We start from the raw sequence: 25,211 nt of genomic DNA, 5'->3' as shown, positions 1-25,211 counted from the left end.
CGACATGGGCGGTCAAGTCGTGATAATTGCGGTGTCGGGAATGAGGCACAGAAAAATCTTTGCGTCAACGCTTTGTTTCAATTTGAGACAGACCCGTCACGGATGCCAGCGGCGGGAGATTAACCGACTGCTAACCATAAGGAGCGATACATGCGATCAGCCCGAGAGAAATCCTGCGCCGGCCCGGATACGATCTGAAGCCGCCGTGGCAGCAAGGACAAGGTTCATGGCCGACGTGATCAACTTGGCCGATTTTCGTGCCGGTGCCATGGCTGCCAAGGCGGGACGACGTGACCCGGAGAAGGCCGAGGTGTTTCCCGGGGTCAGCCTCGCTGATCTTTGGCGGCTGTGGGCGAAGAGCGAGATTGCCAAGCGCCAGGACGCTCTGGGACCGTCCCGGCCCGCCTCGCGCGGCAGCAGCACCTGATCATCCGGCGAGCGGCGTCAGCGGACGCTCCCGGCGCGATTTGAGCCACGCCTCGTTCTCGACCAGGGCCAGACGGCCGAGATCGTGGACGATGGCCTGCGCGCGTGCGACGTCCCGGGGCCGGCCGTGCTCGTCGGTCTCGGCTGCGAGCGCCTCCTCGGCGAGGCGGAAGCGCGCCAGGGCGTCCTTGTACTCCAGCGCCTCGGCTTCGAAGCCGAGTTTTTCGGCCAGGAAGCGCCACGCGCCCGTCGCTCCGATCATCAGGGCGATCGACACCAGGGCCGCATACTTGGCCGCGGATTCCTCCGGCACCGTGGTCGTCTCGATCAGGGCCGGCGCGAGCGCCATGCAGGCGGCGCCGATGAGCAGGGCGCTCGGGAGCGGCCGCAGGCCGGTCCTGATCCAGCGCCGGATCCGGGTCGGCTCCCTGCCGTGCAACGTCGAGATCCGCAGGCACCACCCGAGCGGCAGCGCCGCCGCCGCCGCAAGGAGCAGCGCCGCCGCCACCGAGACCGGCAGCGCGGTGCCGTCGCCCGCGAGGATGCGCACGAGGTGCGAGATCCCGGCGAAGGCGTGTTTCACCGCGTAGGATGCGGACCAGACCAGAACCAGAACCGCCAGCCACCACGCGCCGACGAAGACGAACCAGCTGCCGGCCTCGGCCCTGTGGGCGGCGTTCTCGCGCGCCCGTCCGGCCTTCCGGAAGTAGCCGATCTGCTCGCCGATCCACCCGGCCGGGGAGCGCGGCGCGCGCTCGGCGCGGACCCGGTGCGCGTCGCCGTACACGGTGGGCCAGTCGAACGCCCGCGTGCCGTCAGGGTGCTGCGGCGTGTCGCCCGGCCAGCCGCCGCGAAGCCAGATCCAGGCCAGCAGCGTGGTCGTCGCGTCGCGAATGGGGGCGAGATCGGCCGAGACGCCCTGCAGGTGCTCGCGGTCGACCCGGTTCGGGAGACCGGCGGCCCACCATGCGCGCTGGACCCGCAGCATCTCGCTGATCGAGCGGCTGTCCTCCGAGAGCGGCTGCCATCGCCGCAGCGTGGCCGTCACGATGAGGAGACCGGTTGCGGCGATGCAGACGACGTAGGCGGCCAGAATGGCCGGACGGTGAGGCGCGAACTTCGCGAAGACCTCGAAGGCCAGAAGGCTGGCCAGGAACAGGAGGGCCGTGGCGAGGAACGACGCCTTCGCCAGGAACTTCGACCGGCTCTGTCCCCAGCGCAGGCGACCGCGGACCTCCCCGATCGCGTCGCCGGGGGGTTGCGGGGTCATCGAGACCTTGAGCGGCGGTCTGCCCCACAGGCTTCGCGCAGAGTACCCGAGCGCAAGGAGCCGCTTCGGCAGCCACGCCGCCCGGTGCCGGCTCCCGATGCGCTGTTCCGCCCTGTGCCGCGCGCCGTACCACGTCGCGTGCCGGTGGAAGCGCGCGAACATCGCCGCGGTCGTGAGGCTCTCGCCCAGAAGCGCGTCCGGGCCGCGGGCCGGCTCGGCGTGCCCGTGCCGCTCGCCGTGGAGCGGTGGATCATCGGCGGGGGCGTCGGCGCTGGCCGGCCATCGGCCGAGCGGGCCGAGGATCGCGGCGGGGAGGCCGGGCGCTCCTCCTGCGGCGGGGCCGACCAGCCACACGTGCCGGCCCGGGGGCCGCAGGACCGGCGACCAGTGCTGGCGCAGCACGTCGCTCCGCTCGGCCACCGCGACGCCCGCCGCGTCCGGACGCCCCACGCGGCGGACGGCCACGATCCGCGCGGTCCCGCCGGTGGCCTTCGCGGACGGCCTCGCGTCGTCGCCCAGCACGGCCAGCATCACGGTCGAGGCCGCGGCGATCCACTGGCCGACCTGCTCGTAATGCGCCTGCCTCACCGCGGGATCGCGCCCGGGCGTGTCGCGGGAGAGGTCCGCGGCGGCCGCTCTCCGGCCGTCCGCCATCCGCAGCCCGGGAAGGCAGCGCACCAGCACCCGGTCGGGATGGTTGTCGAGGCAGTCGGACAGCTCCCTGCGGTACGCGTCGTGACGGGTCTCCCAGCCCGCCAGCCACGCGGTCCCCGCCTCCGCTTCGCCGTCGCGGTTCAGGCCCTGCCACCGGCGCAGGAGTTCGTCGGCGTCCGGACGGAAATCCTCCTCGAAGAGATCGCGAGAGAACGGCAGGATCACCGCCGCGGACCACAATTCGGACCGTTCAAGCGCTGCCCGGAGCGCCAAGAGGTCCGCCCCGATCGCCGCTCCTGTCAGCAATACTTTCGGTGTATACTTGAACTTGTCGTCCAGCACTGCGAGGCAGAGCGCGATCCGGTGCTTGAATGCTTCCGCTGCGGCTCTATCCCGGTCCGGATCTCCCAGGTCGAACCAGCGGCGACCGGTGATCCCGATCAGGATGGGCGAGCGCGCGAAGCCGGATGCCATGTCGGAGGCTCCCCCACAACGGCAGGTGCCTCACGTGTATTACGAAGAATCTTTCCGGATACAATCCTTGCTCGGATCAAGCCGGGTCAGCGCCCGGCATGAAGGGTCCGGTCGATCCGGCGGATCGGGCCTGAGTCAGGCGGGACCTTGCGGCGACAGCACCCGGCCGGTCGGGAAGTCGTAGATCACGCCGCTGTCCGTCCAGGCCGGGCTCGCGAGGCGCACGATATGGGGCGCCAGATCCTCGGGCGTGCGCAGGGTCTCGGGGTCCTCGCCCGGCATCGCGGCCTGCCGCATGGCGGTGCGCAGAGGGCCGGGATTGAGGAGCATGGCCTTGACCGGCGTGGTGGCGGTCTCGGCCGCGTAGGTGCGCACCAGCGCCTCCAGGGCGGCCTTGGAGACCGCGTAGGGGCCCCAGTAGGCCCGGCAGCTCGCTGCGGCCCCGGACGACACGAACACCGCCCGGCCCGCGTCGGAGCGGCGCAGCAGCGGATCGAGCGAGCGGATCAGGCGCCAGTTCGCCGTGAGGTTGACGTCCATCACGTTGGCCCAGACCTTCGGGTCGATATGCCCGAGCGGCATCAGGGCGCCGAGCACCCCGGCATTGCCGATCAGGATGTCGAGCCGGCCCCACCTCTCGTTGATCGCCGCGCCGAGCCGGTCGATGGCGTCGTAATCCTTGAGGTCGAGGGGGACGAGGGTGGCCGAGCCGCCGCCCTGGCGGATCGCGTCGTCGAGATCCTCCAGCGCGCCCTGGGTGCGCGCCACCGCGATCACGTGGGCGCCGGCGGCGGCCAGCGCCAGCGCCGCCGCCCGGCCGATGCCGCGCGAGGCGCCGGTCACGACGGCGATCCGCTCCGCGAGGGGAGTGGCCGTGAGGGTGTCGGTCATCGGGTCAGTCCGCCTCGGCCAGGATCGCCATGCGCCGCGGCGAGGCCACCGCCAGATCGGTGAGCGGGGTCGGGTAGTCGCCGGTGAAGCAATGGTCGGTGTATTGCGGGCAGGCCGCATCCCGGCCCTCCTCGCCCATCGCCCGGTAGAGGCCCGGGATCGACAGGAAGGCGAGGGAATCGGCGCCGATGTAGCGGCGCATGCCCTCCAGGTCGTGGGTGGCGGCGAGCAGCTTCTCCTTCTCGGGCGTGTCGATGCCGTAGAAGTCCGGATGCGTGATCGGCGGCGAGGCGATGCGGAAATGCACTTCGGCGGCGCCGGCCTCGCGCATCATGCGCACGATCTTCACCGAGGTGGTGCCGCGCACGAGGCTGTCGTCCACGAGCACGATGCGCTTGCCGGCGATCGCGGCGCGGTTCGCCGAGTGCTTCATCCGCACGCCGAGTTCGCGCACGGACTGGGTCGGCTGGATGAAGGTGCGCCCGACATAATGGTTGCGGATGATGCCCATCTCGAACGGCAGGCCGGTCTCCTGCGCGTAGCCCAGCGCCGCGGGCACGCCGGAATCCGGCACCGGCACCACGATGTCGGCGTCGGCGGGCGCCTCCTTGGCGAGTTCGACGCCGATGCTCTTGCGCACCGCGTAGACGTTCTTGCCGTTCACGACCGAATCCGGCCTTGCGAAGTAGATGTACTCGAAGATGCAGGGGCGCAGCTGCTGCTCGGGGGCGAAGCGGATCGAGCGGATGCCCTCGTCCGAGATCACCACCATCTCGCCGTTCTCGATGTCGCGCACGAAGCGCGCGCCGATGATGTCGAGGGCGCAGGTCTCGGAGGCGAGAATGTAGCGTCCGTCGAGTTCGCCGAGCACCAGCGGGCGGATGCCGAGGGGATCGCGCGCGCCGATCAGCTTCTTGTTCGTCATCATCACGAGGGCGTAGGCGCCCTCGATCTGGCGCAGCGCATCCATCACCCGGTCGACGATGCGCACGTGGCGCGAGCGGGCGACGAGATGGAGGATGGCCTCGGTGTCGGAGGTCGACTGGCAGATGGCGCCGTCGCGCACGAGCTGGCGGCGCAGCAGCAGCCCGTTGGTGAGGTTGCCGTTATGCGCCACCGCGAGGCCGCCGGTCTCCAGCTCGGCGAAGAGCGGCTGGACGTTGCGCAGGATGGTCTCGCCGGTGGTCGAGTAGCGCACATGCCCCATCGCCGCGGTGCCCTTCAGGCGCTCGATCGTCGCGAGGTCGGAGAAGGAATCGCCCACGAGGCCGAGGCGGCGCTCCGAGTGGAACACCCGCCCGTCGAACGAGACGATGCCGGCCGCCTCCTGCCCGCGGTGCTGGAGGGCGTGCAGGCCGAGCGCCACGATGGCGGCGGCGTCGGGATGGCCGTGGATGCCGAAGACGCCGCATTCCTCGCGAAGCTGGTCGCCGTCGAAATCCCATGCGGGCTCGAACGCGTCGCTGCCCTGGGGGGCGAACCGGCGCGCTTCCTGTCGATCTGCCATGATGCAAAATCCCTCGCGGCCGGTCCTGCAACGACCCTGGCTAGCCCACCCCGCATGCTCCCGCGAGGCCGACGATCCGCTCATCCACGACACAAACGAGTCTCCGGCAGATCCGGGCCGGCACCGTGCCGCTCATGTAGGAATGGAGTGGGGCGGAGCCAAGGCGCGGATGCGCGTGGCGTGCAGGGCTGGCCTGCCGCCTCGTCCCGGATCGCCCGGTCTCTCGTCCGGTGCAGGCCTCACCGCCGCGTCGGGGCCGCGTCGGTGCGGCGCTGCGGGGGCGTGTCGGCCTCGGCCGGCGCATCGGTGCCGGGATCGGCCTCGGGCTTGCGCTTGCCGAACTGCTTGAGCAGTTCGTCGGGGTTGCCCGGCAGCATCGCCACGAGCTTCTGGCCGGTGTTGTCGAGGATGTCCTTGGAGCGGGCCTGCTGCGCCCAGTCCGGCACCTTGCCCTGCACCAGCCATGCCAGGAAGACCCAGCCGATCACGCAGATCAGGAAGCCGCGCGCCGCCCCGAAGGCGAGGCCGAGGCTGCGGTCGATGGCGCCGATGCGCGAATCGAGGATGAGGTCCGAGATCTTCACCGTGATGATCGAGACGACCAGCAGGGTGGCGAGGAAGATCGCGGCGATCGAGACCACGCGGGCCACGGTCTCGCTCGAGATGTGCTGCATCAGCGTCGGCTGCAGCATCGGGTGCAGGTACCAGGCGAGCGCCGCGGCGGCGACCCAGGCGACGATGGCCAGCACCTCCCGGGTGAAGCCGCGCACCGCCGCGAGCAGGGCGGAGATCACCACCACACCGAGGACGACGAGATCGAGGACGGAGAACGGCATCTCAGGAACGACCGGGAGCGCGCGACGTTGAGGGCAAGCGGTGCGGCCGCCCCTGGCCGCCTCCGTCCTATACTCTGCCGCGGCCATTCCGTCACCCGGGGTGGCCCCCGCCGCTTCGCGCTCAGCTCTCGTCGTCGTAGGCCGGCAGGCGCGCGCGCTTGGCGTCCGCTCCCTTGCGGCCGGCCCGGCCCGCGGCCACGCCCGCCACGAGGTCGGCGATGTGTCGCAGCGCCTCCGCGGACAGGCCCCGCTCGGCGGCCTCGCCGCGGCCCTGCGGCATCAGCGCCTTGGCGAAGCCGAGCTTCTGGGCCTCCTTGAGCCGCGCGGGCGCCTGCGCCACAGGACGGACCGCGCCCGAGAGGCCGATCTCGCCGAAATAGACCGCGTCCGAGGGCAGCGGCGTGCCCGACAGGGACGAGACTAGGGCGGCCGCCACCGCGAGATCGGCGGCGGGCTCGGAGATGCGCAGGCCCCCCGCCACGTTGAGGTAGACGTCGTGGCCCCCGAGCCGGATGCCCCCGTGGGCCTCCAGCACCGCCAGCACCATCGAGAGGCGGTTGGGGTCCCAGCCCACCACCGCGCGGCGCGGCATGCCGAGCGCGGAGGGCGCGACCAGGGCCTGGATCTCCACGAGGAGCGGGCGGGTGCCCTCCATGCCGGCGAAGACCGCGGTGCCGGGCGCGGCGAGGTCGCGGCCCGCCAGGAACAGCGCCGAGGGGTTCGGCACCTCGGCCAGCCCCCCGTCGGTCATCTCGAACACGCCGATCTCGTCGGTGGGGCCGAAGCGGTTCTTCACCGCCCGCAGGATGCGGAAATGGTGCCCCTGGTCGCCCTCGAAGGAGGCGACCGCATCCACCATGTGCTCGACCACGCGGGGGCCGGCGATCTGCCCGTCCTTGGTGACGTGGCCGACGAGGATCACCGCCGTGCCGGTGGTCTTGGCGAAGCGGATCAGGCTCTGGGCCGAGCCGCGCACCTGCGTGACCGTGCCGGGCGCCGATTCTACCGTCTCGGTCCACATGGTCTGGATCGAGTCGATGATCGCCAGCGCCGGCGGGCGGCCCTGCGACAGCGTCGCGACGATGTCCTCCACGTTGGTCTCGGCGGCGAGTTCGACCGGGGCCTGCGCCAGCCCGAGCCGCTCGGCCCGCAGCCGCACCTGCCCCACCGCTTCCTCCCCCGAGATGTAGGCGACGCGCTCCCCCCGGGCGGCCAGCGCCGCGGAGGCCTGCATCAGCAGCGTCGACTTGCCGATGCCGGGATCGCCCCCGAGCAGGATCACCGAGCCGCGCACGAAGCCGCCGCCCGTGACCCGGTCGAGTTCGGCGATGCCGGACGGCGTGCGGGGGGCCTGCTTGGCCTCGCCGGTGAGGCCTTCGAGGGGGAAGACCCGGCCCTTGGCGCGGCTCGGCCGCGTGGCGACCGGGCCGGCCGCCGGGCTCGCCGGGCCGGTCTCCTCCACGATCGTGTTCCAGCCGTTGCACGCCTCGCAGCGCCCGCGCCAGCGGTTGTAGACCGCCCCGCAGGACTGGCAGACGAAGGTCTGGTGGGATTTGGCCATGGGATGCAGGGGGCGGCGGGGGCGGGGTGAGGCGCGGGGAAGCCCCGCCGCAGGCAGGGGAGGGGCCGTGCGTCATCCGGCGGCGGGATCATCTCCGATATAGTGACGATCGTAGCGTTTCCCCAGGCTCGTCAGGATCTCGTAGCCGATGGTGCCGGCCCGCCGCCCGACCTCGTCCACGTCGAGTCGATCGCCGATCAGGGTCGCGGGCGCCCCGCGCTCCAGCGCGGCCGCGGGCGCGTCGGTGACGTCGAGGATGATGAGGTCCATCGAGACGGTGCCGACGAAGGGGCAGAGCACCCCGCCGACCAGGGCCGCCCCGCGCCCGGAGGCCGAGCGCGGGTAGCCGTCCGCGTAGCCGACCGACAGCGTGGCGAGGCGGCGCGGCCCCGGTGCGGTCCAGCGGGCGTTGTAGCCCGCGGTCTCGCCGCGCGAGACGTCGCGCAGCTGCAGGATCCGGGCGTCGAGCCGCACCACCGGCCGCATCGGGTTCGGACGCTCCGGCGTCGGATTGCCGCCGTAGAGCGCGTAGCCCGGCCGCACCATCTGGTGGCGGGCCTCCGGCCCGAGGAAGATGCCCGAGGAGTTCGCCAGCGAGGCCGGCACGCCCGGGAAGGCGGCGCGCAGGCGGGCAAAGTCCGCCACCTGCCGGGCGTTGAGGGGATCGCCCGCCACCTCGGCGCTGACGAGATGGCTCATCAGGAGCGAGGGCGCGCCGAGCCCGGGATCCCCCGCGAGGTCGAGCGCCTCCGGCACGCTCAGGCCGAGCCGGTTCATGCCGGTATCGACGTGGAGCGCCGCGGGCAGGGCGCCGCCGGGCGCCCGGCCCGTCTGCGCCCATTCGGCGATCTCGGCCCGGGCGCCGAGGACGGGCCGGAAGCCGCCTGCCCGGTAGGCGTCGGCGCTCCCCGGCGGAAACCCGTTGAGGACGTAGATCACCGCCTCCGGCACCGCCCTCCGCGCGGCCTCAGCCTCCGACAGATGGGCGACGAAGAAGGTCCGGCAGCCGGCCCGCCACAGGGCGGGGGCGGCGCGGGCGATGCCGCAGCCATAGGCATCGGCCTTGATCACGGCGGCGCATTCCGCGCCCGCGGCCTGCGCGGCGAGGATCCGCCAGTTCGCCGCGAGCGCGCCGAGGTCGATGGTCAGGCGGGCGCCGTGGCTCTCCGTCATGACCGGCCGCCCTCGGTCGCAGGCCAGGGAATGGGACGATTCATGATCTCGTCGAGCGCATAGGGGCAATCCGGCGGAAACACCTCGTCGTCGAGCCCGGTCTCGCCCGCCGCCTCGATCACGGCGAGGCGATAGGCCTGCCCGACGGCTTCGTCCAGGCGATGCGTCAGCCCCCTGTGTCGCGCGAGGATGCGTTCCGCGATCACCCGCTGGGTGCGGATCGAGACCGTCCAGCTGCGCGAGCGCCGCTCCGGTTGATGATCCCACTTGAGGAGATGCAGGAGGATGACCCTGAGCGCGCTCTCCAGGCGGTTGTACAGCTCGCGCCCCACCTCCTCGATCTCCTCCGCGACGTTCGCAGCGTCGAGCTTCGACCATTCGCCGCGACGCAGATGCTCCGCCTGCTGCATCGCCCAGGTGTAGAGGTCGCCGTCGTAGCCTTCGTCCCGCGCACCGATCGGGCGGTCCGCGGTCAGGGTGTCCGGAGGAGCCATCCGCCGATCTCCATCGCGGCCGGCGCGGGGAGGCGTCGGCACCCGCAGGAGCCTATCACATCTGCTCGGGCAGCCGGTCGCCGTGGGCGAGGTTCGAGAAGCGGGTGATCTCGGCGTCGAACTGCAGCTCGACGGTGCCGGTCGGGCCGTGGCGCTGCTTGCCCAGGATCACCTCGGCCTTGCCGTAGACCCGGTTCATCTCCGCCTCCCAGGTGAAGAATTCTTCCGTGCCCTCGCGCGGCTTCTTGTTCTTGACGTAGTACTCCTCGCGGAAGACGAACATCACCACGTCGGCGTCCTGCTCGATCGAGCCCGATTCGCGCAGGTCCGAGAGCTGCGGCCGCTTGTCGTCGCGGGTCTCGACCTGGCGGGAGAGCTGCGAGAGGGCGATGATCGGCACCTCCAGCTCCTTGGCCAGGGCCTTCATGCCGGTGGTGATCTCGGTCATCTCCTGCACGCGGTTGTCGCCCTTCTTGGCGGCGCCGGAGAGGAGCTGGAGGTAGTCCACCACCAGGAGGTCGAGGCCGCGCTGGCGCTTGAGCCGGCGCGCGCGGGCGGCGAGCTGCGCGATCGAGAGGCCGCCGGTCTGGTCGATGTAGAACGGGATCGTCTGCATGTCCCGGGCGGCGTCGGTGATCTTGTAGAAATCCTCCGGGCGGATGTCGCCGCGGCGGATCTTGTAGGAGGCGACGCCCGACTGCTCGGCGATGATGCGGGTGGCGAGCTGCTCGGCCGACATTTCGAGCGAGAAGAAGCCGACGATGCCGCCGTTCACGGTCTTCACCGTGCCGTCGGGCTGCTTCTCGCCCGTGTAGGCCTTGGCGATGTTGAAGGCGATGTTGGTGGCAAGCGAGGTCTTGCCCATGCCGGGGCGCCCCGCGAGGATGATCAGGTCGGAGGCCTGCAGCCCGCCCATCTTGGCGTCGAGGTCGGACAGGCCGGTGGCGATGCCCGACAGCCGCCCCTCGCGCTGATAGGCCTTGGCCGCCATGTCGACGGCGGCCGTCAGGGCGTCGGAGAATTTCTGGAAGCCGCCGTCGTACTTGCCGGTCTCGGCGAGTTCGTAGAGGCGCCGCTCGGTGGCCTCGATCTGGTCGCGCGGCGAGGTCTCGACCGGGGCCTCGTAGGCGCCGTTGACGAGGTCCTCGCCGATGGTGATGAGGCGGCGGCGCAGCGCGAGGTCGTAGATCGTGCGGCCGTAATGCTCGGCGTTGATCACCGTGGTGGCCTCGGCGGCGAGCCGCGCGAGGTACTGGCTCACCGTGAGGCCGCCGAGGTCGGCGTCGCCCAGATAGGTCTTGAGGGTGATCGGCGAGGCGAGCTTGCCCGCCTTGATCAGGCTGACCGCCACCTCGAAGATCCGCCGGTGCACCTCCTCCATGAAGTGCTCGGGCAGCAGGAAGTCCGAGACCCGGTAGTAGGCGTCGTTGTTGACCAGCATGGCCCCCAGCAGCGCCTGCTCGGCGTCGATGTTGTGGGGCGCGACGCGGTATTCCTGCGTCACCGGCTCCAGGTTCGCCGTCAGGGTGCTGGGAATGGCCATCCGGCGGGCTCCGTCTCGTCGCGGCCCGGGAGGCGCGCGATCCTGATTCGTCCGGCGGCGACCATCGCACCGCCATCCTTGACCAAAGCTTGATCCGGACGGATCCACGGCCCTTGCCGGGCCCGCCCAAACGCAACGGGGCCCGCCGGCTGTCGCGCGGCGGGCCCCGGTATGCTGGAACGAAAGCGGAACAAGTCAAGCCGGGAGGTGCGGATTGTCCCCGTTCTCCCGGATTCCCCGCCCGTCGGGACGGTCTAGCGGTCGTCCGCCTCGGGGCCGGCCTCGGCCAGCGCCGCGCCGACCTCGAGGCCGAGCTCCTCGAGATCGAGCTCGTCGCGCACCACGGTCGACTCGCCGCGGGCCTGGCGCTCCGCCTCCTCGGGGCTGCGGGCGACGTTGACCGTGACGTTCACCTCGACCTCGGGGTGCAGCACCACCGGGACGGTGTGCAGGCCGAGCGTCTTGATCGGCTGGTTGAGGCTGAACTGGTCACGGCCGACCGTGAAGCCGTTCTGGGTCAGCACCTCGGCGAGGTCGCGGGTCGAGACCGAGCCGTAGAGCACGCCCGTCTCGCCGGACTGGCGGATGAGCACGAAGCTCTGCCCGTCGAGCTTGTCGGCCACTCCTTGCGCCTCCGTGCGGCGCTCCAGGTTGCGGGCCTCCAGCTGAGCGCGCTGGTCCTCGAAGCGCTTCTTGTTCGCCTCGGTGGCGCGCAGGGCCTTGCCGCGGGCGAGCAGGTAGTTGCGGGCGAAGCCCGGGCGGACCTTCACGGTCTCGCCCATCTGACCGAGCTTGGCCACGCGTTCGAGCAGGATCACTTCCATCGTCGTCTCTCCTTTGGGTCGGATGGGGTGCGGCCGCTTGGCGGCCGGCGGCATGCGGCCGGAAGTCCGGCCGGATGGGTCACGGGGTCGGCGCCTCCGCGGTGCGGCGGCGCAGGCCGAGCAGGGCGTCGATGAGGCCGAACAGGGACAGCGCCGCGAAGGCGAGGCCCTGGGTGAGGACGATCAGCACGTAGAGGCCGATCAGCAGCGGCGTGCGGCCCGGCCGACCCCGGCTGCGGTCGTGCACCGCGGCGAGGCCCTGGAGCGCCAGCGCGGCGCTGAGCGCGCCCAGGAGCCCCACCCCGAAGGTGCCGGCATAGCCCGGCGCCAGGGTGAGCAGGCCCGCGAGGGCGAGGCCCCACAGCACCCGGCGCGGCATCGCGGTCGCGGGGATGTCCGGCCAGGGCCGGGGCAGCCGGCCCGAGAGGTGGACGATGCGGCCCGCCGCCCAGAGGTAGAAGCTGAGCAGCAGCGTGAAGGTCACCGCCATGATGCCGGGCGCGATGCCGGCGAGGCGGTCGGCGAGGCGGGCGAGGTCGCTCTCGGGCGGGAGCGCGGCGCCGGGCGGCTGGCCGGCCTCCTGGACGGCCTGGAACTGGATCTGCAGCACCGCCCGGGCGATGCGCCGGATGCGCTCCTCGTAGGCCGCGTGGTCGCCCGAGGAGAGCATCACCACGAGGAGCAGCGCCACCGCCGCCGTGACGGCGACCCAGGCGAGCAGCCGGCCGACGGGATACCATTCGAGCCCCGGCCCGCCGTTCGGCGCCGGGCGGCCGAGCAGCGAGAGGTAGCCGAGCCACCAGGCCGGTAGCGCGGTCGAGACCAGGAAGGCGAGGCCCCGCAGGGGCGAGGCGGCGAGGCAGAGGGCGAGCGTGCCGGTGGCGGCGGCGACGAGCCCGGCCCGGTGGCTCCAGCCCAGCGCCACGATCAGGATCGGCAGCGGAGCGAGCAGGTAGAGGATGAGCGCCAGCGGCGTCGCCTTGACGATCACCCCGATGAGGAGGGCCGAGACGAGGCCGGCGACGACGCCGATGCCGAGGGAATGGGCCATGGTCGATCCGCTGTCCCGCCGCCCGGGGATCGGGCGGGGTTAGGGGCGGGCGCCGCCCCAACGACCCCGGCGGGGCCAAAGGCCCGCCGGGTTGGGATTATCGGGGGAGTCGCGCGCTCAGCGGATCACGTAGGGCAGGAAGCCGAGGAAGCGGGCGCGCTTGATCGCCTGGGCGAGTTCGCGCTGCTTCTTGGCCGAGACCGCGGTGATGCGGGAGGGCACGATCTTGCCGCGCTCCGAGACGTAGCGGGAGAGCAGCTTCACGTCCTTGTAGTCGATCTTCGGGGCGTTGGGGCCCGAGAACGGGCAGGTCTTGCGCCGACGGAAGAACGGACGACGGCCACCGCCGCCACCAGCACCGAACGCCATGATCAGTTCTCCTCGTTCCGGTCGCCGCCGCGGTCACCACGGTCGCCGCGGTCACCGCCGCCGAAGCCGTCCTCGTCGCGGCGCCGGCCGCGCTCGCGGTCCTTGCGCTCGTCGCGGTCGCGCTTCTGCATCATCGCGGAGGGCTCGGCCTCCAGCGCCTCGACCCGGATGGTGAGGAAGCGCAGGATGTCCTCGGAGATCCGCATCTGCCGCTCCATCTCGGCGAGCGCCGCCGGGGGAGCGTCGATGTTGAGGAGCGCGAAGTGGGCCTTGCGGTTCTTGCGGATGCGGTAGGCGAGGGACTTCACGCCCCACATCTCGGTCTTCTCGACCTTGCCGCCGTTCGCCTCGATGACGCCCTTGAAGGTGTCGACCATCGATTCGACCTGCTGCGAGGTCACGTCCTGGCGGGCCAGGAACACGTGCTCGTAGAGAGCCATTGGGCCTTGTCCTCGGGTGGGGCCGTCGCGCCGCAGGGATGGGGCGGTCGGGCCGGTTTCGGTCGCGTCGCACGGCGCCAAGCCCTTCGAGCCTGCTGAAGGCCCGAGCGGTTGTTCGAAGGCGGAGACACGGGACGCCGGGGCGCGAAGCCCCTGTGCCGGCAAGCGGCACCGTCCGTTCAGCCCCCGGCCGGAGCGAACGCGAGGCGCGGCCTATAGCAGGTTTCGCCGGAAGGGCAAGACCCGGTCACGCCGCGAGGCTGCGGATCCAGCCGTGCAGCACCGCGGCGTCCCCGGACGGGGGCGGTGCGGCCGGCGCGGCGGCGCGCGCCTCGCGCGGCAGCATGCCGAAGCGGCGCCGGAAAGCGCGGCTGAAGGTCTTCTCGTCCGCGAAGCCGGTGGCGTAGGCGACCTGCGACACCCGCCGATGGCTGCCGGCCTCGGTCAGGAGCCGCAGCGCCTGCATCAGGCGGCGGTCGCGGATGTAGTGGACGACGCCGCCCTCCGCCGCGAACAGCCGGTAGAGCGTGGCGCGCGAGAGGCCGAACCGGGCGGTGAGCGTCTCGACGCCGAGATCCGCCGAATGAAGCTCGCGCTGGATGAACTGCCGGATGGCGACATGCGTCCCGAACTCGACCGGATCGGCCGCGCCCGCCTCCGGGCGGAAGCCTGCGCCGCACAGCTTGGAGGCGGCCTGCGACACGCCCGAGAGCTGGTGCGGCGCGAGCTGCGTGCCGCAGGCGATCAGCCCCCGCAGGTAGGTGTGGAGCAGCTGCTTCACCGGATCGGCCTCGTACGCGAAGGCGCGGCCGTGCAGCGGCTCGATCGGGCCGACCCCATCCGTCACGAGGGCGCGGGGCATCAGGAGCGTCGTCGCCGAGACCGGATCCGCCTCCACCACGACGGGCTGGGCGAGGTCGAACAGCACGACCTGGCCGGCCGCGACGGAAGCCCGGTGGCGGGCGGTCTCGACGCGGCTGGTGCCGCTCTCGTGGAACTGCATCAGCACGTGGTCGAGGCCCTGCCGGGCGATCATCTGCTCGGTGCGCTCCAGGCGCTGGGCCGGGGCCGCCATCTCGCCGACGATGACCTCGCCGAGATGGAAGGTCGACAGGCCGACGCGCCCCGCCGCCGGGCGCGTCAGCTCCGCCCGGGACATGGGGGCGATCTGCTCGCACCATGCCGGGCCGAGGGCGGCCGGATCGCTGGGTGGGGCGAAGCGGTGATGAAGGAGCGTCGGCACGGGGGAGGGGATGCGGTGGCGGGCGGCGCGCCGCGGGCAGCGGCGCCCCGGGTGGAGGCGGCGACGCATCGTCGTAGCACGCCGCGCAAACCTGCCCCAACGGCAAATCAGACGAACTGAGACGGAACGACCCTTATCTCAGACATTTTCATCCTTAAAATTGCATTGAGACAAAATGGTACATATAACGAATCGAAAGCGACATAATCGAGCTTCGAAGCTGAGCATTTTATCGAGTCCATCAATCTTCGCGGCGTTCACTGACCCGGCCAAAAAAATTTTGGCGTTCCGCTTCGATTGGACATCGCGCGATGGCTTCCAGCATCACTCTTTCGGCCGCGACGCGTCAGAATTTGCTGTCGCTCCAGGATACCGCGAGCCTGCTCTCGACGACGCAGAGCCGACTCTCGACCGGCAAGAAGGTCAACTCGGCCCTCGACAACCCGACCAACTTCTTCACGGCGCAGAGTCTGACGGCGCGGTCCTCAGATCTGAGCAGCCTGCTCGACGGTATTTCCAACGGCATCCAGGCGATCCAGTCGGCGAACCAGGGCATCACCTCGCTCCAGAAGCTGATCGACACCGCGAAGTCGACCGCTCAGCAGGCGCTCGCCGACAAGACCGGCGGCACCGGCGGGGTGCTGGGCGGGGCCTCGGCCCAGGCCGCCAAGGTCACCGGCGGCGCGACGCTGGCCAGCCTCGGCACCACCAGCGCCGCCGGCGTCACCACCTTTGATCTCTCCAGCGCCGCCAAGGACGCCTCCCTCGACATCTCCCTCGACGGCGGGGTGACCAAGACCACGATCCGGCTCGATGCGACGACGCTCGCCGGCTCCGGCCCCGATCTGACCAAGGTGACCTCCGACCAGCTCCTCACCGCCATCAACGGCCAGATCGCCAACAGCGCCTCGCTCAGCGGCAAGGTCACCGCCGGCACGAGCCCGGACGGCCGCATCACCTTCACGACGACGGCGACCGGCGCCGCCGCGCAGCTCAAGGTCGCGGGGTCGGCGAACGCGACCGTGGACATCGGCTACGGCAAGTCCACCACCGCCCCGGGTGCCGCCAAGGTCACGGCGAACGCGGCGCTGGCCGCCACCACGGCCTTCGCGGCCGGCACCAGCGCGACCTTCACGGTCGGCGACGGCGCCCGCTCGGTCGCCGTCACGCTGACATCGTCCTCGGCGACGGACGCCCTGGGCGGAACGCTCGGCACCTCGGCCACGCGGCAGGGCGTGATCGATGCCATCAACAAGCAGCTCAAGGACGCCGGCTCGACCGCCACCGCCAGCCTCGGCACCGGCCCCGACGCCAACAAGATCGTCATCACCTCGGCCGATGTCGGCCCCGATGCCCAGATCTCGGTCGTGGGCGGCCTCGACACCTCCACCGGCACCGGCGCCAGCGGCATCGGCTTCAGCACCTTCACGCCCGCCGCGAGCACGGCCGCGGCTGCGACGAGCACCACCACCCCGACCAACGGCACGATCCCGGCCCCGACCTCGACGGCGGGCACCGCGGGCACGCCCGGTACGGTCGCCTTCACGGCGGTGATCCCGGCGACGGTCGATCTCGGCGTCGGGCAGACCACGACGTTCCAGGTCGACGGCCAGACGGTCACGATCAACGCCGAGAGCCTGAAGTCCGACGGCACCCGGCTGGGAAACACCAACGTCTCCCGGGCGGACCTCGTCGACGCGCTCAACGAGCAGCTCGACTCGACCATCACCGCGTCGATCTCCGGCGGCGGCCTGTTGACGATCGCCACGACCGCCAACAACGTGGCGGCGCCGACCGTCACGACCTCGGGCGCGGGTCTCACCGACCAGATCGGGCTGTTCAGCACCCCGAACAGCACCACGCTTGGCGCCGCGATCCCGCCCAACCTCGATCTCGGTACCGGCAAGACCGCGTCCTTCACGGTGGGCGGCGATGCCGTCACCCTGAACGCGGCGTCGCTCGACGCCAACGGCAACGCGATCGGCTCGAACCCGAACCGCTCGCAGCTCGTCTCCGCGATCAACGCCCAGCTCACCGGCGGCCGCTCGGCGTACCTGGACGGCGCCGACCAGCTCGTCTTCGTCGGACCCAACACCGGCACGACCCCGCCCGCGATCACCGCCGCTAGCGACACGATCGGGCTCGGGATCGGTGCCGGCGCGAGCGTGACCGCCGGCGGAACGGCGGCGCCGACCATCGATCTCAGCAGCGGACGGTCGAGCGTCTTCACGATCTCCGACGGCACCAACACCGCCGATGTTACGATCAACGCGCAGAGCCTCGACAAGAACGGCGTCGCGATCGGCGCCTCCGCCAGCCAGGCCAAGGTCGCCGAAGCCATCCAGCGTCAGCTCGACACCGCGACGGGGCCGGGCCCGGTCGAGGTCACCGTGGCCTTCGACGCCGACGCCCTCAAGGTGACCGCGAACGCCGTCGGCCTGGGCGCCACGGCCCCGACCCTGACGACGACCAGCGACACGGCCGGTCTGGGCCTCGGAACGACCAACAGCAACCAGAGCGTGCCCGCGGTCGGCACCGGCACGGCGGTGGCCGGCATCACCGCCTCCGGCGTCGATGCCACCGACGGATCCTCCGCGGCGACCATCAAGGGCAACCTGACGCTCCCCGCGACGGCGGTGGGCGCCAGCGCCAACGCCTCCTTCACCCTCAAGCTCGGGAACAACAAGGCGGCCACGATCAACATCAGCACCGGCGTGGGCGAGACGCTCACAGCGGCGGCGTTGGCGAAGCGGATCAACGACGCCATCGACGCGGATACCGGCCTGTCCGGCAACGTGCGGGCGAGCGTGGTCGACAACAAGCTCCAGATCGCGACCACGGCGTCCGGATCGACCCAGCGGCTCGCCGTCGTCGGGACCGGCACCACCGACATCGGCTTCGGGGTGAGCAGCGCCACGACGCAGACCGCCGCGGGCACCGACGTCGGCGGCAGCAAGGGCACGAGTTCGGTTCGCTCCTCGCTCGCCGCCCAGTACAACCGGATCCTGCAGCAGATCTCCGAGCAGGCCCGGGATTCCGGCTTCAACGGCGTCAACCTGATCTACCGCACCGGCAACAGCGCCGGCGACAACACCCTGCATATCGCCTTCAACGAGAGGAACACCTCGGGCCTCGACATCGAGGGCGTGCGCTTCGACGCGGCGGGCCTCGGCCTCAACGCGGTCGCGGGCGACTTCCAGTCGGACGCCGAGATCAACGCCACGATCGACGCCCTGACTACGGCGACGACCACGCTGCGCTCGCAATCCTCGACCTTCGGCTCGAACCTCTCGGTGGTGCAGAACCGTCAGGACTTCACCAAGAACCTGATCAACATCCTCGACACCGGCTCGGCGAACCTGACCAACGCCGACCTGAACGAGGAGGCGGCGAACTCGCAGGCCCTGTCGACCCGCAACTCGCTGGCGATCTCGGCGCTCTCGCTCGCCAACCAGGCGCAGCAGGGCATCCTGCAGCTCCTGCGCTGATCGGTTCGACCCACTCCTGAGACACGAGCGGCCGGGGCGCGAGCCCCGGCCGTTTCGCGTCGCGTGGCTGCGGGATGCCGAGGCGGGCGATCCCGCGCATCGCCGGCGGATGCCGCGGGAGATCGCCGGTCCCCTCGTCGCGCCGGCGCCCGACCTTGCCGAGGGTCGGGGGACGGTCCTCGCGGTGTTCCGCGGGCGTTCGCGCCGGTCGCCGCGCGGGCGTCAGCGCGTCGCCGCCTCGGCGCCCGAAGGCTTGTCGGTGCCGGGATCCTTGTCGGTGCCAAGGTGCTTGTCGAAGAAGGCGGCGATCTCGGCGAAGACCTCGCGGGTCTCGGGCGCGTCGGCGTTGAACAGGTACTGGGCGTGGCTCATGCCCTCGAACACCTGGAGGGAGGCCTCCACGCCGGCTTGGCGCAGCTTGCGGTGGGTGCGCACGGTGTTCGACAGGAAGAGGTCGCGGGTGCCGGTGGTGAGGATGGTCGGGGGCAGGCCGCGCAGGTCGCCGTAGATCGGCGAGAGCTGCGGGTCCTTCAGGTCGTGGGTGCCCGCGTAGAGCTTCGCCGCATGGGTGAGATAGCCCTCGTAGGACACCAGCACGTTGTCGAGCCACTCGTTGGCCTTGTAGCTGTCGCCGGTCTCGGTGAGGTCCGCCCACGGCGTGCCGGGGGCGATGGCGGCCGGGAGGGGCAGGCCCTCCTGGCGGGCGCGCAGCATCAGGGCGAGCGTCATCGCGCCTCCGGTCGAGGTGCCGAACACCGCCATGTTCTCGGGCCGCTGCAGGCGCAGAACCGCCCGCCACACCGCCATCGCATCGTCCATCGCGGCCGGGAAGGGTGCGTCGGGCGGCATGCGGTAGTCGAAGGACACCACCGTGAAGCCCCCGAAGGCCGCCATCAGCACCGCCTCCAGCGTGCCGGCCTCGCCCGGGTTGTAGACGTAGCCGCCGCCGTGGATGTGGACGAGGAGGCGGTTGCGGTTGCGCGCCGGCACCTCGCGGGGGGCGATGACCCAGGCCTTGACCCCGCCGATCGTTTCGGGCGTCGAGACGACCCCCAGCCGCTCGCGCAGGGCGGGCAGCGGGGCGGCGGTCTGCGCCGCGAGCTTGGCCACGAGCGCCTTCCACTCCGCGGCGCTGCCCGGATTGGCGTTCCAGGCGGGCGCCCGGTAAGGGGCGGCGATGGCGGCCTGGAACTCGGGGCTGACGGTGCCGGGCACCGGGATGCGCCGCCCCGGCACGGCGCGTGGGCCGGCCTTGCCGTTGGCGGCGCTCTGCTCGGCTTCGAGGCGGGCGAAGTCCGGGGCGCTGGCCGCGGGCGCCGGAGGCTGGGCGGGGGCCTGCGGCGTCTGGGCCGCAGCCGGGACGAGACCTGCCCACGCGACGAGCAGCAGGGCGGCGGACCGGCGGCGGGTCATCGGCGGGCTCTCTCGTCGGGCGTCGCGGAGCGGGCGGCCCGTGCACGAATGCACGGGCCGGGCCAGACGGGCAAGATCGGACGAGCAAGAGCGGACGGGCAAGACGTGTCGTCGGCGGGCCGGATGGCGGACTGGTCTTTGCCACACTCGGCCGCTAGAGCAGGCGCGCACAGGAGAGCGGCCCGGCTTCGAGGGACGCCCCAACGACTCTTCGGGGAGACCGATGTCCATCCTGACCAAGGCCCGTCTCAGGGGCTGTCTCGTCCTTGCGGCGACCACGCTCGTCGCCGGCTGCATCACCAACCCGCTCGGCCAGACCGGCGGCGTCCTGCCGGCCAGCGACGTCGGCCCGCCGCCCTCGGCCCGGGCGGATCTGCGGGCGCCGGCCCGCAGCGCCACCCCCTCGCAGGTCGATCCCGAACGCGTGATGCCGACGCAGCCGACCCGCCGCCTCGACGTGCCGACCACCACCCGCGGGAGCGGCACCGCCAGCGCCGAGACCACGCGCCGCATCCGCCGCGAGGACCTGGAGGATGCCGGGCAGGGCAAGGCCTCCGGCAGCGGCGGCCTCACGCCGCGGATGACGCCCGGCGGCGTCGGGCTCGGCGGCAGCTTCTGATCCGCTCACGCCTCCTCGGAGGCGTCCTGAGCGGTCTCCTGGGCGGTCTCCTCGGCGGCGCGCGACCGCGTGGCGCGGGCGCGCTCGGCCTCGCGCAGGCGGCGGCGGCGCGTCTCGATGCCCTCGCGCGTCGCCGGCCACCAGCCGCGGCGCAGGTCGTCCGGACGGGCGGCGGGCACGGTCTCGGCCAGCTCCGCAAAGGTCGGCATCCGCCACCAGCCCCAGACGTAGCGGCCTGAAGCCGGCAGCGGCGCGTAGGCGGCGGGCAGGGCGCCCGGGTCGAGCGGCTCAGCATCGAGCGCCTCGAAGGTGACGACCCCGTAGGAGGCGGTCTCCACCGGCACCCCGAGCGGGGGCGGATCCTGCGCGGGCACCGGGAAGCGGTGGCGCCGCCGCTCGCTCTCGGCCCCGGGATCGCGCGCCGCGTGGCGCGCGCGCTTGGCGTGCGGCTCGTTGCGGGCGGCGGCCTCCTCGATCGTCGGCCAGACGGCCTTCAGCGCCTCGTAGGCGCGCCACGGCACGCGCCACGCCCGCACGGCCGGGTCCCAATGCGCCGGGGCGATGCCCCGCAGCGTCTCGACCACCGTGCGCGAATAGGGCGTGCGCACGATCAGGCCTTCGGGCGCGGCCGCGAGGTAGCGGCTCTCCAGCGGCTCGAACGCGTAGGCGTCCCGGCCCTTGTCGTCCGCGTAGGCGTCGCGCAGCGACATCTCGCGGCCGATCCAGGCATCGACCCGACGCCCGGCGGTGGTGCCAGGCACGAACCAGCGCCGCGAGGCCCGCCGGAACCGCGCGGTCGGGAAGGTCTCGCGGAAGCGCGCGATCAGGTCGCGGTCGAAGGGCATCGCCACGAGCACGCCGGGGCGCTTCAGGCCGCCCGGGGCGATGCCGAAGCCCGCGCCGCGGTCGACGTCTCCCCCGACCTCCTCGTCGACCTCTCCCTCGGGCGCCTCCGCCTGCATCGCCGTCAGGCCGTGACGGCCCGGCGGCTGCCCCAGTGCGTGTCGACCTTCGGCCCGAAATCCGGATCCGCGAACGGGTCCTCGCCGGGGCCGTGGCTCGGCGCGCCCGCGAGCGCGTCGGCATCGACGTCGATGACGTAGCCGCCGAGCGTCACGTCGTAGCGCAGCGACCGCCAGGGCACCGGATGGTAGCTCTCGCCGAAGCCCAGGAAGCCGCCGAAGGACAGGACCGCGTAGGCGACCTGCCCCGAGACCTTGTCGACCATGAAATTGTAGATGCTGCCGAGATGCGCGCCGGCCCGGTCGTAGACCGCCGTGCCCTCGACCTTGTTCGAGGCGATCAGGCGGCGGGTCTCGTCGAGGGCGACGCCCTCGGCGCCGGGATCGAGTTCCATCGAGCCCGGCGGGCGGATGCTGCGTTCGTTGGGCAGTTCGGTCGGCATGGCTCCCTCCGGATCCTCACGTCAGGGAACCCTGCCCCGGCGCGCGGGTTCCGGCGGGCGCGCGGGCCCCGCCTCCTCGGCCATCCGGTCCGCCGCCTCGACGCGCACGTCGCGGCTCGCCAGCATCATCTCGACGGCGAAGACCGACAGCGCGCACAGGGTGCACAGGATCGCCGCCCCGAACAGCCAGAACAGCACGCCCGCCACGACGGTGTCGCGCAGGGCGCCCACGAACAGCGTCAGCACCGCCCCGCAGGTCGCCACCCCGCCGAGCGCGCCCAGCACCACCGCGACGTCGAGGGCGAGGCTGCGCCGCCGCAGGCCTTCGAGCCGCGCGCGGTCTCCGGGCCGGCCGGCCAGCTGCTCGACCCGGTCGGCGATGCGCGCGTGCCGGGTCGAGAACACGTTGAGCAGCGTGGCGAGGCCGCCGAGCAGGAAGACCGGGGTCAGCGCCACCTGGATGATGTGGGCCGTGCTGTCGAGGGCGGTGGGGTCGGGGGGCAGGGGCATCACGGGTCTTCGGTCGGTGCGACGGGGTCCGCCGCCAGCGTGCGCGCGAGCGGGACCGCGGCGAGGGCGAGCACCGCCATACCCCAGAACGCCCGCGGGCCGGCAAGCCCGTAGAACGGGCCCGCCGCGAGCGTCGTCAGCGTGGTGGCAAGGCCGAGGCCGAGGGTGCCGTAGAGGGTCTGGGCGGTGGCCGCCAGGGCCGGCGGCACCGTCGCCGCAAGGAGCCGCATCGCGGCGAGGTGCAGGAGCGCGAAGGTGAGCCCGTGCAGCGCCTGCACGAGGACGAGCGCGGGCAGCGCCGCGGTCTCGGCCATCACGCCCCAGCGGAAGGCGGCCGCGAGCCCCGCCAGCGCCAGCGCCCGGGCGGCCCCGAGCCGGTCGAGGAGCGGCGGGCCGAGGACGGCGAAGACCAGCACCTCCGCCGCCACCGCCTCGGCCCAGAGCAGGCTCGCGGTGCCGGGGCCGATGCCCGCCGCCCGCCAGCGCAGCACCGCGAAGGCGTCGTGCATGGCGTGGCTGCCGATCACCAGCGCGGCCACCAGCACGAGGCGGCGGAACGGGGCCGAGCGCAGGAGGGCGCGGGGCCGGGCCGGCGCCGGCCGGATCGCGCCGCCCGGCAGGCGCCCGGCCGCGAGCGCCATGAACCCGAACAGGGCCGCGCCGCAGACGAGGAGCGCGGCAAGCCCGCTCCAGGCGATCACCTGCCCGGCGGCGAGCGTGCCGGCGATGAAGGCGGCCGAGCCTGTGCCGCGCACCCGCCCGTAGGACGCGCGGACGGCCGCCAGCGCCAGCGCGTCGGCGAGCGGCGCCAGCGGAGCGGTGGCGGCGGCATGCGCCATGGCCACGAGGAGGAGCCCGGCGGGCCCGCTCCCGGCCAGGTAGGCGAGGGCCGTGACGGCCGAGAGCAGGGCTGCGGCGGCGAGGACGCCGCGCGTCGCGGACAGCCGGTCGGCCGCGCGCCCGGCGAGCGGTCCGGCGACGAGGCGCACGGCTTGGGCCCCCGCGAGCACGAGCCCGATCTCGCCGGGCGAGAGCCCGCGCTCGGCCAGGAAGGAGGGCAGGAACGGGGTCGTGACCCCGTAGCCGGCATAGAGCGCCGTGTAGACGACGAGGAACCGCGTCAGCATCGGCGGGGGCGAGGCCCCGGGGAGCGGCCGGAGGGACGGATCCCCCCGGTCCGCGCGGCGTCAGAGGAAGCCCGGCTCGTGCGGGCAGTCCCGGGGCGTTTCGGCCGAGACCGCGGCCCCGAGGCCGAGGATGAGGGCGCCTGCGGCGCAGAGGGCGAGGGTGAGGGCGGCGAGGAACATGGCCCGACCCTGACCGCCGCGTGCTTAACGGGGGATTGCCGAACACGGTGAAGAGGAGGAAAACCCCGGCTTCCACAAGGGGGCCGGGCGCGGGCGCGGAATGCCCCGTCCGCCACGGTCGCGCCATCATCGGAGGCAAGTGCCGCCATGGAGTACCGCACGCTCGGCCGGTCGGGTCTCAAGGTCTCTCCCCTCTGCCTCGGCACCATGATGTTCGGCGGGCAGACCGAGGAGCCGGAGGCCGCCCGCATCATCGCCGACGCGCGCGAGCGCGGCCTCAATTTCATCGATACGGCGGATGCCTACAACGACGGACGCTCGGAGGAGGTGGTCGGGCGCGCGATCGCGCCGGACCGGGACGCCTGGGTGCTCGCCACCAAGGTCGCCAACCCGATGGGCCCGGGGCCGAACGACCGCGGGCTGTCGCGCGCCCACGTGATCCGGGCCTGCGAGGCGAGCCTGCGGCGCCTCGGCACCGACCGGATCGACCTCTACTACCTGCACAAGGAGGACCACGACACGCCGCTCGCCGAGACGGTGCGGGCGGTGGGCGACCTGATCCGGGCCGGGAAGGTGCGCTATTTCGGGGTCTCGAACTACCGGGCGTGGCGCGTCGCCGAGATCTGCCGCCTCTGCGACGACATGGGCCTCGACCGGCCCGTGGCGAGCCAGCCCTACTACAACGCCCTCAACCGCATGCCGGAGGTTGAGCACCTGCCCGCCTGCGCGCATTTCGGGCTCGGCGTCGTGCCCTATTCGCCGCTCGCCCGCGGCGTGCTCACCGCCAAGTACGAGCCCGGCGCCGCCCCGCCCGAGGGCAGCCGCGCCGGGCGGGGCGATGCCCGCATGATGCAGACCGAATGGCGGCCCGAGAGCCTCGCGATCGCCCGGGAGATCCAGGCGCATGCCGCGGCGCGGGGCGCCTCGCCGGTGGATGTGGCGCTGGCCTGGGTGCTCAATAACCGCGCGGTCACCGCGGTGATCGCCGGTCCGCGCACCGTCGCCCAATGGGAGGCCTATGCGGGCGCGCTGGCCTACCGCTTCACCCCGGAGGACGAGGCCCTGGTCGACCGGCTGGTCCCGGCCGGGCACCCCTCGACCCCCGGCTACACCGATCCGGCCTATCCCCTGGAGGGCCGCCGGACCTGGACGCAGGCGTGAGCGGGCGCCTTCGTCCTTGCTCCACACGGTTAGGGTGTGGATGATCCGGTCGTGCGATGGAATTTCCTCTTGGAACGCCGTCAGCACGGCTTAGTTGTTGCAGCTATGTGCCCGGCAGGGCCGGTTGTCCGGCGCCGGGGGGCGCAGGGAGACCGGAGGAGACCGATGGCGACCACGAAGACGACCAAGAAGGAGGCCCCGAAGGCCGCCGCCGAAGAGAAGGCGCCGGCCAAGGCCAAGAAGGTTGCCGCCCCGAAGACGGGCGACAAGCCGAACGCGCTGCAGAAGCCGCTTCAGCCCACCGAGGAACTCGCCGCGATCGTCGGCTCCAAGCCGATCCCGCGTGGCGAGGTGGTCAGCAAGGTGTGGGATTACATCCGCAAGAACTCGCTGCAGAACCCCGAGAACAAGCGCGAGATCCTCGCCGACGACAAGCTGAAGAAGGTCTTCGGCAAGGACAAGGCGACGATGTTCGAGATGAACAAGTATCTGGCGCAGCACCTGAAGTGAGCCGCGGCGGGGGCGCCGCGCGCTCCCGCCGGCCGCGCCCCG

Annotated in this window: 23 protein-coding genes; 5 read left to right on the top strand and 18 right to left on the bottom strand. The window is 72.3% G+C overall.

Annotated features, from left to right (window positions below):
- Positions 1 to 226: 226 nt before the first annotated feature.
- Positions 227 to 427 carry a hypothetical protein gene (locus MFF61_RS20290; RefSeq protein ID WP_238237473.1) on the top strand — a complete coding sequence of 67 codons (201 nt, stop codon included), beginning with the start codon at positions 227 to 229 and terminating at the stop codon, positions 425 to 427.
- On the opposite strand, the gene MFF61_RS20285 is transcribed toward MFF61_RS20290, so the two are convergent.
- The 13 genes from MFF61_RS20285 to MFF61_RS20225 form a co-directional block, all read right to left on the bottom strand.
- Positions 428 to 2,824: a hypothetical protein gene (locus tag MFF61_RS20285; RefSeq protein WP_238237470.1), complete on the bottom strand. Its 2,397-nt coding sequence runs from the start codon at positions 2,822 to 2,824 to the stop codon at positions 428 to 430.
- 135 nt (positions 2,825 to 2,959) lie between these two features.
- Positions 2,960 to 3,715 carry an SDR family NAD(P)-dependent oxidoreductase gene (locus MFF61_RS20280; RefSeq protein ID WP_238237468.1) on the bottom strand — a complete coding sequence of 252 codons (756 nt, stop codon included), beginning with the start codon at positions 3,713 to 3,715 and terminating at the stop codon, positions 2,960 to 2,962.
- Between the two features lie 4 nt (positions 3,716 to 3,719).
- A complete protein-coding gene (purF, locus tag MFF61_RS20275; RefSeq protein ID WP_238237466.1) occupies positions 3,720 to 5,222 on the bottom strand; it encodes an amidophosphoribosyltransferase in 1,503 nt (500 codons plus the stop codon).
- A gap of 239 nt (positions 5,223 to 5,461) precedes the next feature.
- Positions 5,462 to 6,058 (bottom strand): CvpA family protein, encoded by a 597-nt coding sequence (locus MFF61_RS20270; protein ID WP_238237464.1) that lies wholly within the window; start codon positions 6,056 to 6,058, stop codon positions 5,462 to 5,464.
- Positions 6,059 to 6,179: 121 nt separating this feature from the next.
- On the bottom strand, positions 6,180 to 7,619 hold the full coding sequence (radA, locus tag MFF61_RS20265) for a DNA repair protein RadA (RefSeq protein WP_238237460.1): 1,440 nt from the start codon (positions 7,617 to 7,619) through the stop codon (positions 6,180 to 6,182).
- A gap of 72 nt (positions 7,620 to 7,691) precedes the next feature.
- On the bottom strand, positions 7,692 to 8,792 hold the full coding sequence (gene alr, locus MFF61_RS20260) for an alanine racemase (protein ID WP_238237455.1): 1,101 nt from the start codon (positions 8,790 to 8,792) through the stop codon (positions 7,692 to 7,694).
- Complete coding sequence (locus tag MFF61_RS20255; protein ID WP_238237454.1) at positions 8,789 to 9,286, bottom strand: DUF29 domain-containing protein; 498 nt, start codon at positions 9,284 to 9,286, stop codon at positions 8,789 to 8,791. Before MFF61_RS20255 ends, alr begins: the two co-directional genes overlap by 4 nt.
- Positions 9,287 to 9,341: 55 nt before the next feature.
- Positions 9,342 to 10,829: a replicative DNA helicase gene (locus MFF61_RS20250; protein WP_238237453.1), complete on the bottom strand. Its 1,488-nt coding sequence runs from the start codon at positions 10,827 to 10,829 to the stop codon at positions 9,342 to 9,344.
- A 254-nt stretch (positions 10,830 to 11,083) separates the two neighbouring features.
- On the bottom strand, positions 11,084 to 11,653 hold the full coding sequence (rplI, locus tag MFF61_RS20245; protein WP_238237452.1) for a 50S ribosomal protein L9: 570 nt from the start codon (positions 11,651 to 11,653) through the stop codon (positions 11,084 to 11,086).
- A 79-nt stretch (positions 11,654 to 11,732) separates the two neighbouring features.
- Positions 11,733 to 12,704, bottom strand: a complete 972-nt coding sequence (locus tag MFF61_RS20240; protein ID WP_238237451.1) for a DUF2232 domain-containing protein — start codon at positions 12,702 to 12,704, stop codon at positions 11,733 to 11,735.
- A 117-nt stretch (positions 12,705 to 12,821) separates the two neighbouring features.
- Positions 12,822 to 13,073 carry a 30S ribosomal protein S18 gene (gene rpsR, locus MFF61_RS20235; protein WP_012332436.1) on the bottom strand — a complete coding sequence of 84 codons (252 nt, stop codon included), beginning with the start codon at positions 13,071 to 13,073 and terminating at the stop codon, positions 12,822 to 12,824.
- A 2-nt stretch (positions 13,074 to 13,075) separates the two neighbouring features.
- The gene (gene rpsF / locus MFF61_RS20230) at positions 13,076 to 13,513 is read right to left on the bottom strand and encodes a 30S ribosomal protein S6 (protein ID WP_238237450.1); all 438 of its coding nucleotides are present in this window, start codon (positions 13,511 to 13,513) and stop codon (positions 13,076 to 13,078) included.
- Between the two features lie 247 nt (positions 13,514 to 13,760).
- Positions 13,761 to 14,825, bottom strand: a complete 1,065-nt coding sequence (locus tag MFF61_RS20225; protein ID WP_238237449.1) for a helix-turn-helix domain-containing protein — start codon at positions 14,823 to 14,825, stop codon at positions 13,761 to 13,763.
- 242 nt (positions 14,826 to 15,067) lie between these two features.
- On the opposite strand from MFF61_RS20225, the gene MFF61_RS33885 reads away from it, so the two are divergent.
- On the top strand, positions 15,068 to 18,244 hold the full coding sequence (locus tag MFF61_RS33885) for a flagellin N-terminal helical domain-containing protein (protein WP_283206018.1): 3,177 nt from the start codon (positions 15,068 to 15,070) through the stop codon (positions 18,242 to 18,244).
- A 222-nt stretch (positions 18,245 to 18,466) separates the two neighbouring features.
- Here the strand turns inward: MFF61_RS33885 and MFF61_RS20205 are convergent, their stop codons facing one another.
- On the bottom strand, positions 18,467 to 19,657 hold the full coding sequence (locus MFF61_RS20205; RefSeq protein ID WP_238237447.1) for an alpha/beta hydrolase: 1,191 nt from the start codon (positions 19,655 to 19,657) through the stop codon (positions 18,467 to 18,469).
- 223 nt (positions 19,658 to 19,880) lie between these two features.
- Here MFF61_RS20205 and MFF61_RS20200 point away from each other — a divergent pair, with 223 nt between their 5' ends.
- Positions 19,881 to 20,276, top strand: coding sequence for a hypothetical protein (locus MFF61_RS20200; RefSeq protein ID WP_238237445.1), 396 nt, complete (start codon positions 19,881 to 19,883; stop codon positions 20,274 to 20,276).
- Positions 20,277 to 20,281: 5 nt separating this feature from the next.
- Here the strand turns inward: MFF61_RS20200 and MFF61_RS20195 are convergent, their stop codons facing one another.
- The 4 genes from MFF61_RS20195 to MFF61_RS20180 are packed head-to-tail and all read right to left on the bottom strand — an operon-like array spanning position 20,282 to position 23,318.
- Positions 20,282 to 21,238, bottom strand: coding sequence for a hypothetical protein (locus MFF61_RS20195; RefSeq protein ID WP_238237443.1), 957 nt, complete (start codon positions 21,236 to 21,238; stop codon positions 20,282 to 20,284).
- Between the two features lie 5 nt (positions 21,239 to 21,243).
- Positions 21,244 to 21,681, bottom strand: coding sequence for a PRC-barrel domain-containing protein (locus MFF61_RS20190; RefSeq protein WP_238237440.1), 438 nt, complete (start codon positions 21,679 to 21,681; stop codon positions 21,244 to 21,246).
- 21 nt (positions 21,682 to 21,702) lie between these two features.
- Positions 21,703 to 22,191 (bottom strand): DUF2721 domain-containing protein, encoded by a 489-nt coding sequence (locus MFF61_RS20185; protein ID WP_238237439.1) that lies wholly within the window; start codon positions 22,189 to 22,191, stop codon positions 21,703 to 21,705.
- Positions 22,191 to 23,318, bottom strand: coding sequence for an MFS transporter (locus MFF61_RS20180; RefSeq protein WP_238237438.1), 1,128 nt, complete (start codon positions 23,316 to 23,318; stop codon positions 22,191 to 22,193). Before MFF61_RS20180 ends, MFF61_RS20185 begins: the two co-directional genes overlap by 1 nt.
- Before the next feature lie 327 nt (positions 23,319 to 23,645).
- Between MFF61_RS20180 and MFF61_RS20175 the strand changes: the two genes are divergently transcribed.
- Both MFF61_RS20175 and MFF61_RS20170 read left to right on the top strand, forming a co-directional pair.
- Positions 23,646 to 24,659: an aldo/keto reductase gene (locus tag MFF61_RS20175; protein WP_238237435.1), complete on the top strand. Its 1,014-nt coding sequence runs from the start codon at positions 23,646 to 23,648 to the stop codon at positions 24,657 to 24,659.
- Between the two features lie 165 nt (positions 24,660 to 24,824).
- The gene (locus MFF61_RS20170) at positions 24,825 to 25,169 is read left to right on the top strand and encodes an SWIB/MDM2 domain-containing protein (protein ID WP_238237432.1); all 345 of its coding nucleotides are present in this window, start codon (positions 24,825 to 24,827) and stop codon (positions 25,167 to 25,169) included.
- Positions 25,170 to 25,211: the final 42 nt, after the last annotated feature.

The organism is Methylobacterium isbiliense, from assembly GCF_022179325.1.
GTDB lineage: Bacteria > Pseudomonadota > Alphaproteobacteria > Rhizobiales > Beijerinckiaceae > Methylobacterium > Methylobacterium isbiliense.
This window is presented reverse-complemented; position numbering and strand designations above follow the sequence as displayed.

Excerpts from the sequence above, each read along its gene's own strand:
- alr (WP_238237455.1), bottom strand. The coding sequence starts at position 8,792 with ATGACGGAGAGCCACGGCGCCCGCCTGACCATCGACCTCGGCGCGCTC.
- MFF61_RS20190 (WP_238237440.1), bottom strand. The coding sequence starts at position 21,681 with ATGCCGACCGAACTGCCCAACGAACGCAGCATCCGCCCGCCGGGCTCG.
- MFF61_RS20200 (WP_238237445.1), top strand. The coding sequence starts at position 19,881 with ATGTCCATCCTGACCAAGGCCCGTCTCAGGGGCTGTCTCGTCCTTGCG.
- MFF61_RS20290 (WP_238237473.1), top strand. The coding sequence starts at position 227 with ATGGCCGACGTGATCAACTTGGCCGATTTTCGTGCCGGTGCCATGGCT.
- MFF61_RS20175 (WP_238237435.1), top strand. The coding sequence starts at position 23,646 with ATGGAGTACCGCACGCTCGGCCGGTCGGGTCTCAAGGTCTCTCCCCTC.
- MFF61_RS20225 (WP_238237449.1), bottom strand. The coding sequence starts at position 14,825 with ATGCGTCGCCGCCTCCACCCGGGGCGCCGCTGCCCGCGGCGCGCCGCC.
- MFF61_RS33885 (WP_283206018.1), top strand. The coding sequence starts at position 15,068 with ATGGCTTCCAGCATCACTCTTTCGGCCGCGACGCGTCAGAATTTGCTG.
- MFF61_RS20170 (WP_238237432.1), top strand. The coding sequence starts at position 24,825 with ATGGCGACCACGAAGACGACCAAGAAGGAGGCCCCGAAGGCCGCCGCC.
- rpsR (WP_012332436.1), bottom strand. The coding sequence starts at position 13,073 with ATGGCGTTCGGTGCTGGTGGCGGCGGTGGCCGTCGTCCGTTCTTCCGT.
- rpsF (WP_238237450.1), bottom strand. The coding sequence starts at position 13,513 with ATGGCTCTCTACGAGCACGTGTTCCTGGCCCGCCAGGACGTGACCTCG.
- rplI (WP_238237452.1), bottom strand. The coding sequence starts at position 11,653 with ATGGAAGTGATCCTGCTCGAACGCGTGGCCAAGCTCGGTCAGATGGGC.
- MFF61_RS20240 (WP_238237451.1), bottom strand. The coding sequence starts at position 12,704 with ATGGCCCATTCCCTCGGCATCGGCGTCGTCGCCGGCCTCGTCTCGGCC.
- radA (WP_238237460.1), bottom strand. The coding sequence starts at position 7,619 with ATGGCCAAATCCCACCAGACCTTCGTCTGCCAGTCCTGCGGGGCGGTC.
- MFF61_RS20205 (WP_238237447.1), bottom strand. The coding sequence starts at position 19,657 with ATGACCCGCCGCCGGTCCGCCGCCCTGCTGCTCGTCGCGTGGGCAGGT.
- MFF61_RS20270 (WP_238237464.1), bottom strand. The coding sequence starts at position 6,058 with ATGCCGTTCTCCGTCCTCGATCTCGTCGTCCTCGGTGTGGTGGTGATC.
- purF (WP_238237466.1), bottom strand. The coding sequence starts at position 5,222 with ATGGCAGATCGACAGGAAGCGCGCCGGTTCGCCCCCCAGGGCAGCGAC.
- MFF61_RS20280 (WP_238237468.1), bottom strand. The coding sequence starts at position 3,715 with ATGACCGACACCCTCACGGCCACTCCCCTCGCGGAGCGGATCGCCGTC.
- MFF61_RS20255 (WP_238237454.1), bottom strand. The coding sequence starts at position 9,286 with ATGGCTCCTCCGGACACCCTGACCGCGGACCGCCCGATCGGTGCGCGG.
- MFF61_RS20250 (WP_238237453.1), bottom strand. The coding sequence starts at position 10,829 with ATGGCCATTCCCAGCACCCTGACGGCGAACCTGGAGCCGGTGACGCAG.
- MFF61_RS20180 (WP_238237438.1), bottom strand. The coding sequence starts at position 23,318 with ATGCTGACGCGGTTCCTCGTCGTCTACACGGCGCTCTATGCCGGCTAC.
- MFF61_RS20195 (WP_238237443.1), bottom strand. The coding sequence starts at position 21,238 with ATGCAGGCGGAGGCGCCCGAGGGAGAGGTCGACGAGGAGGTCGGGGGA.
- MFF61_RS20285 (WP_238237470.1), bottom strand. The coding sequence starts at position 2,824 with ATGGCATCCGGCTTCGCGCGCTCGCCCATCCTGATCGGGATCACCGGT.
- MFF61_RS20185 (WP_238237439.1), bottom strand. The coding sequence starts at position 22,191 with ATGCCCCTGCCCCCCGACCCCACCGCCCTCGACAGCACGGCCCACATC.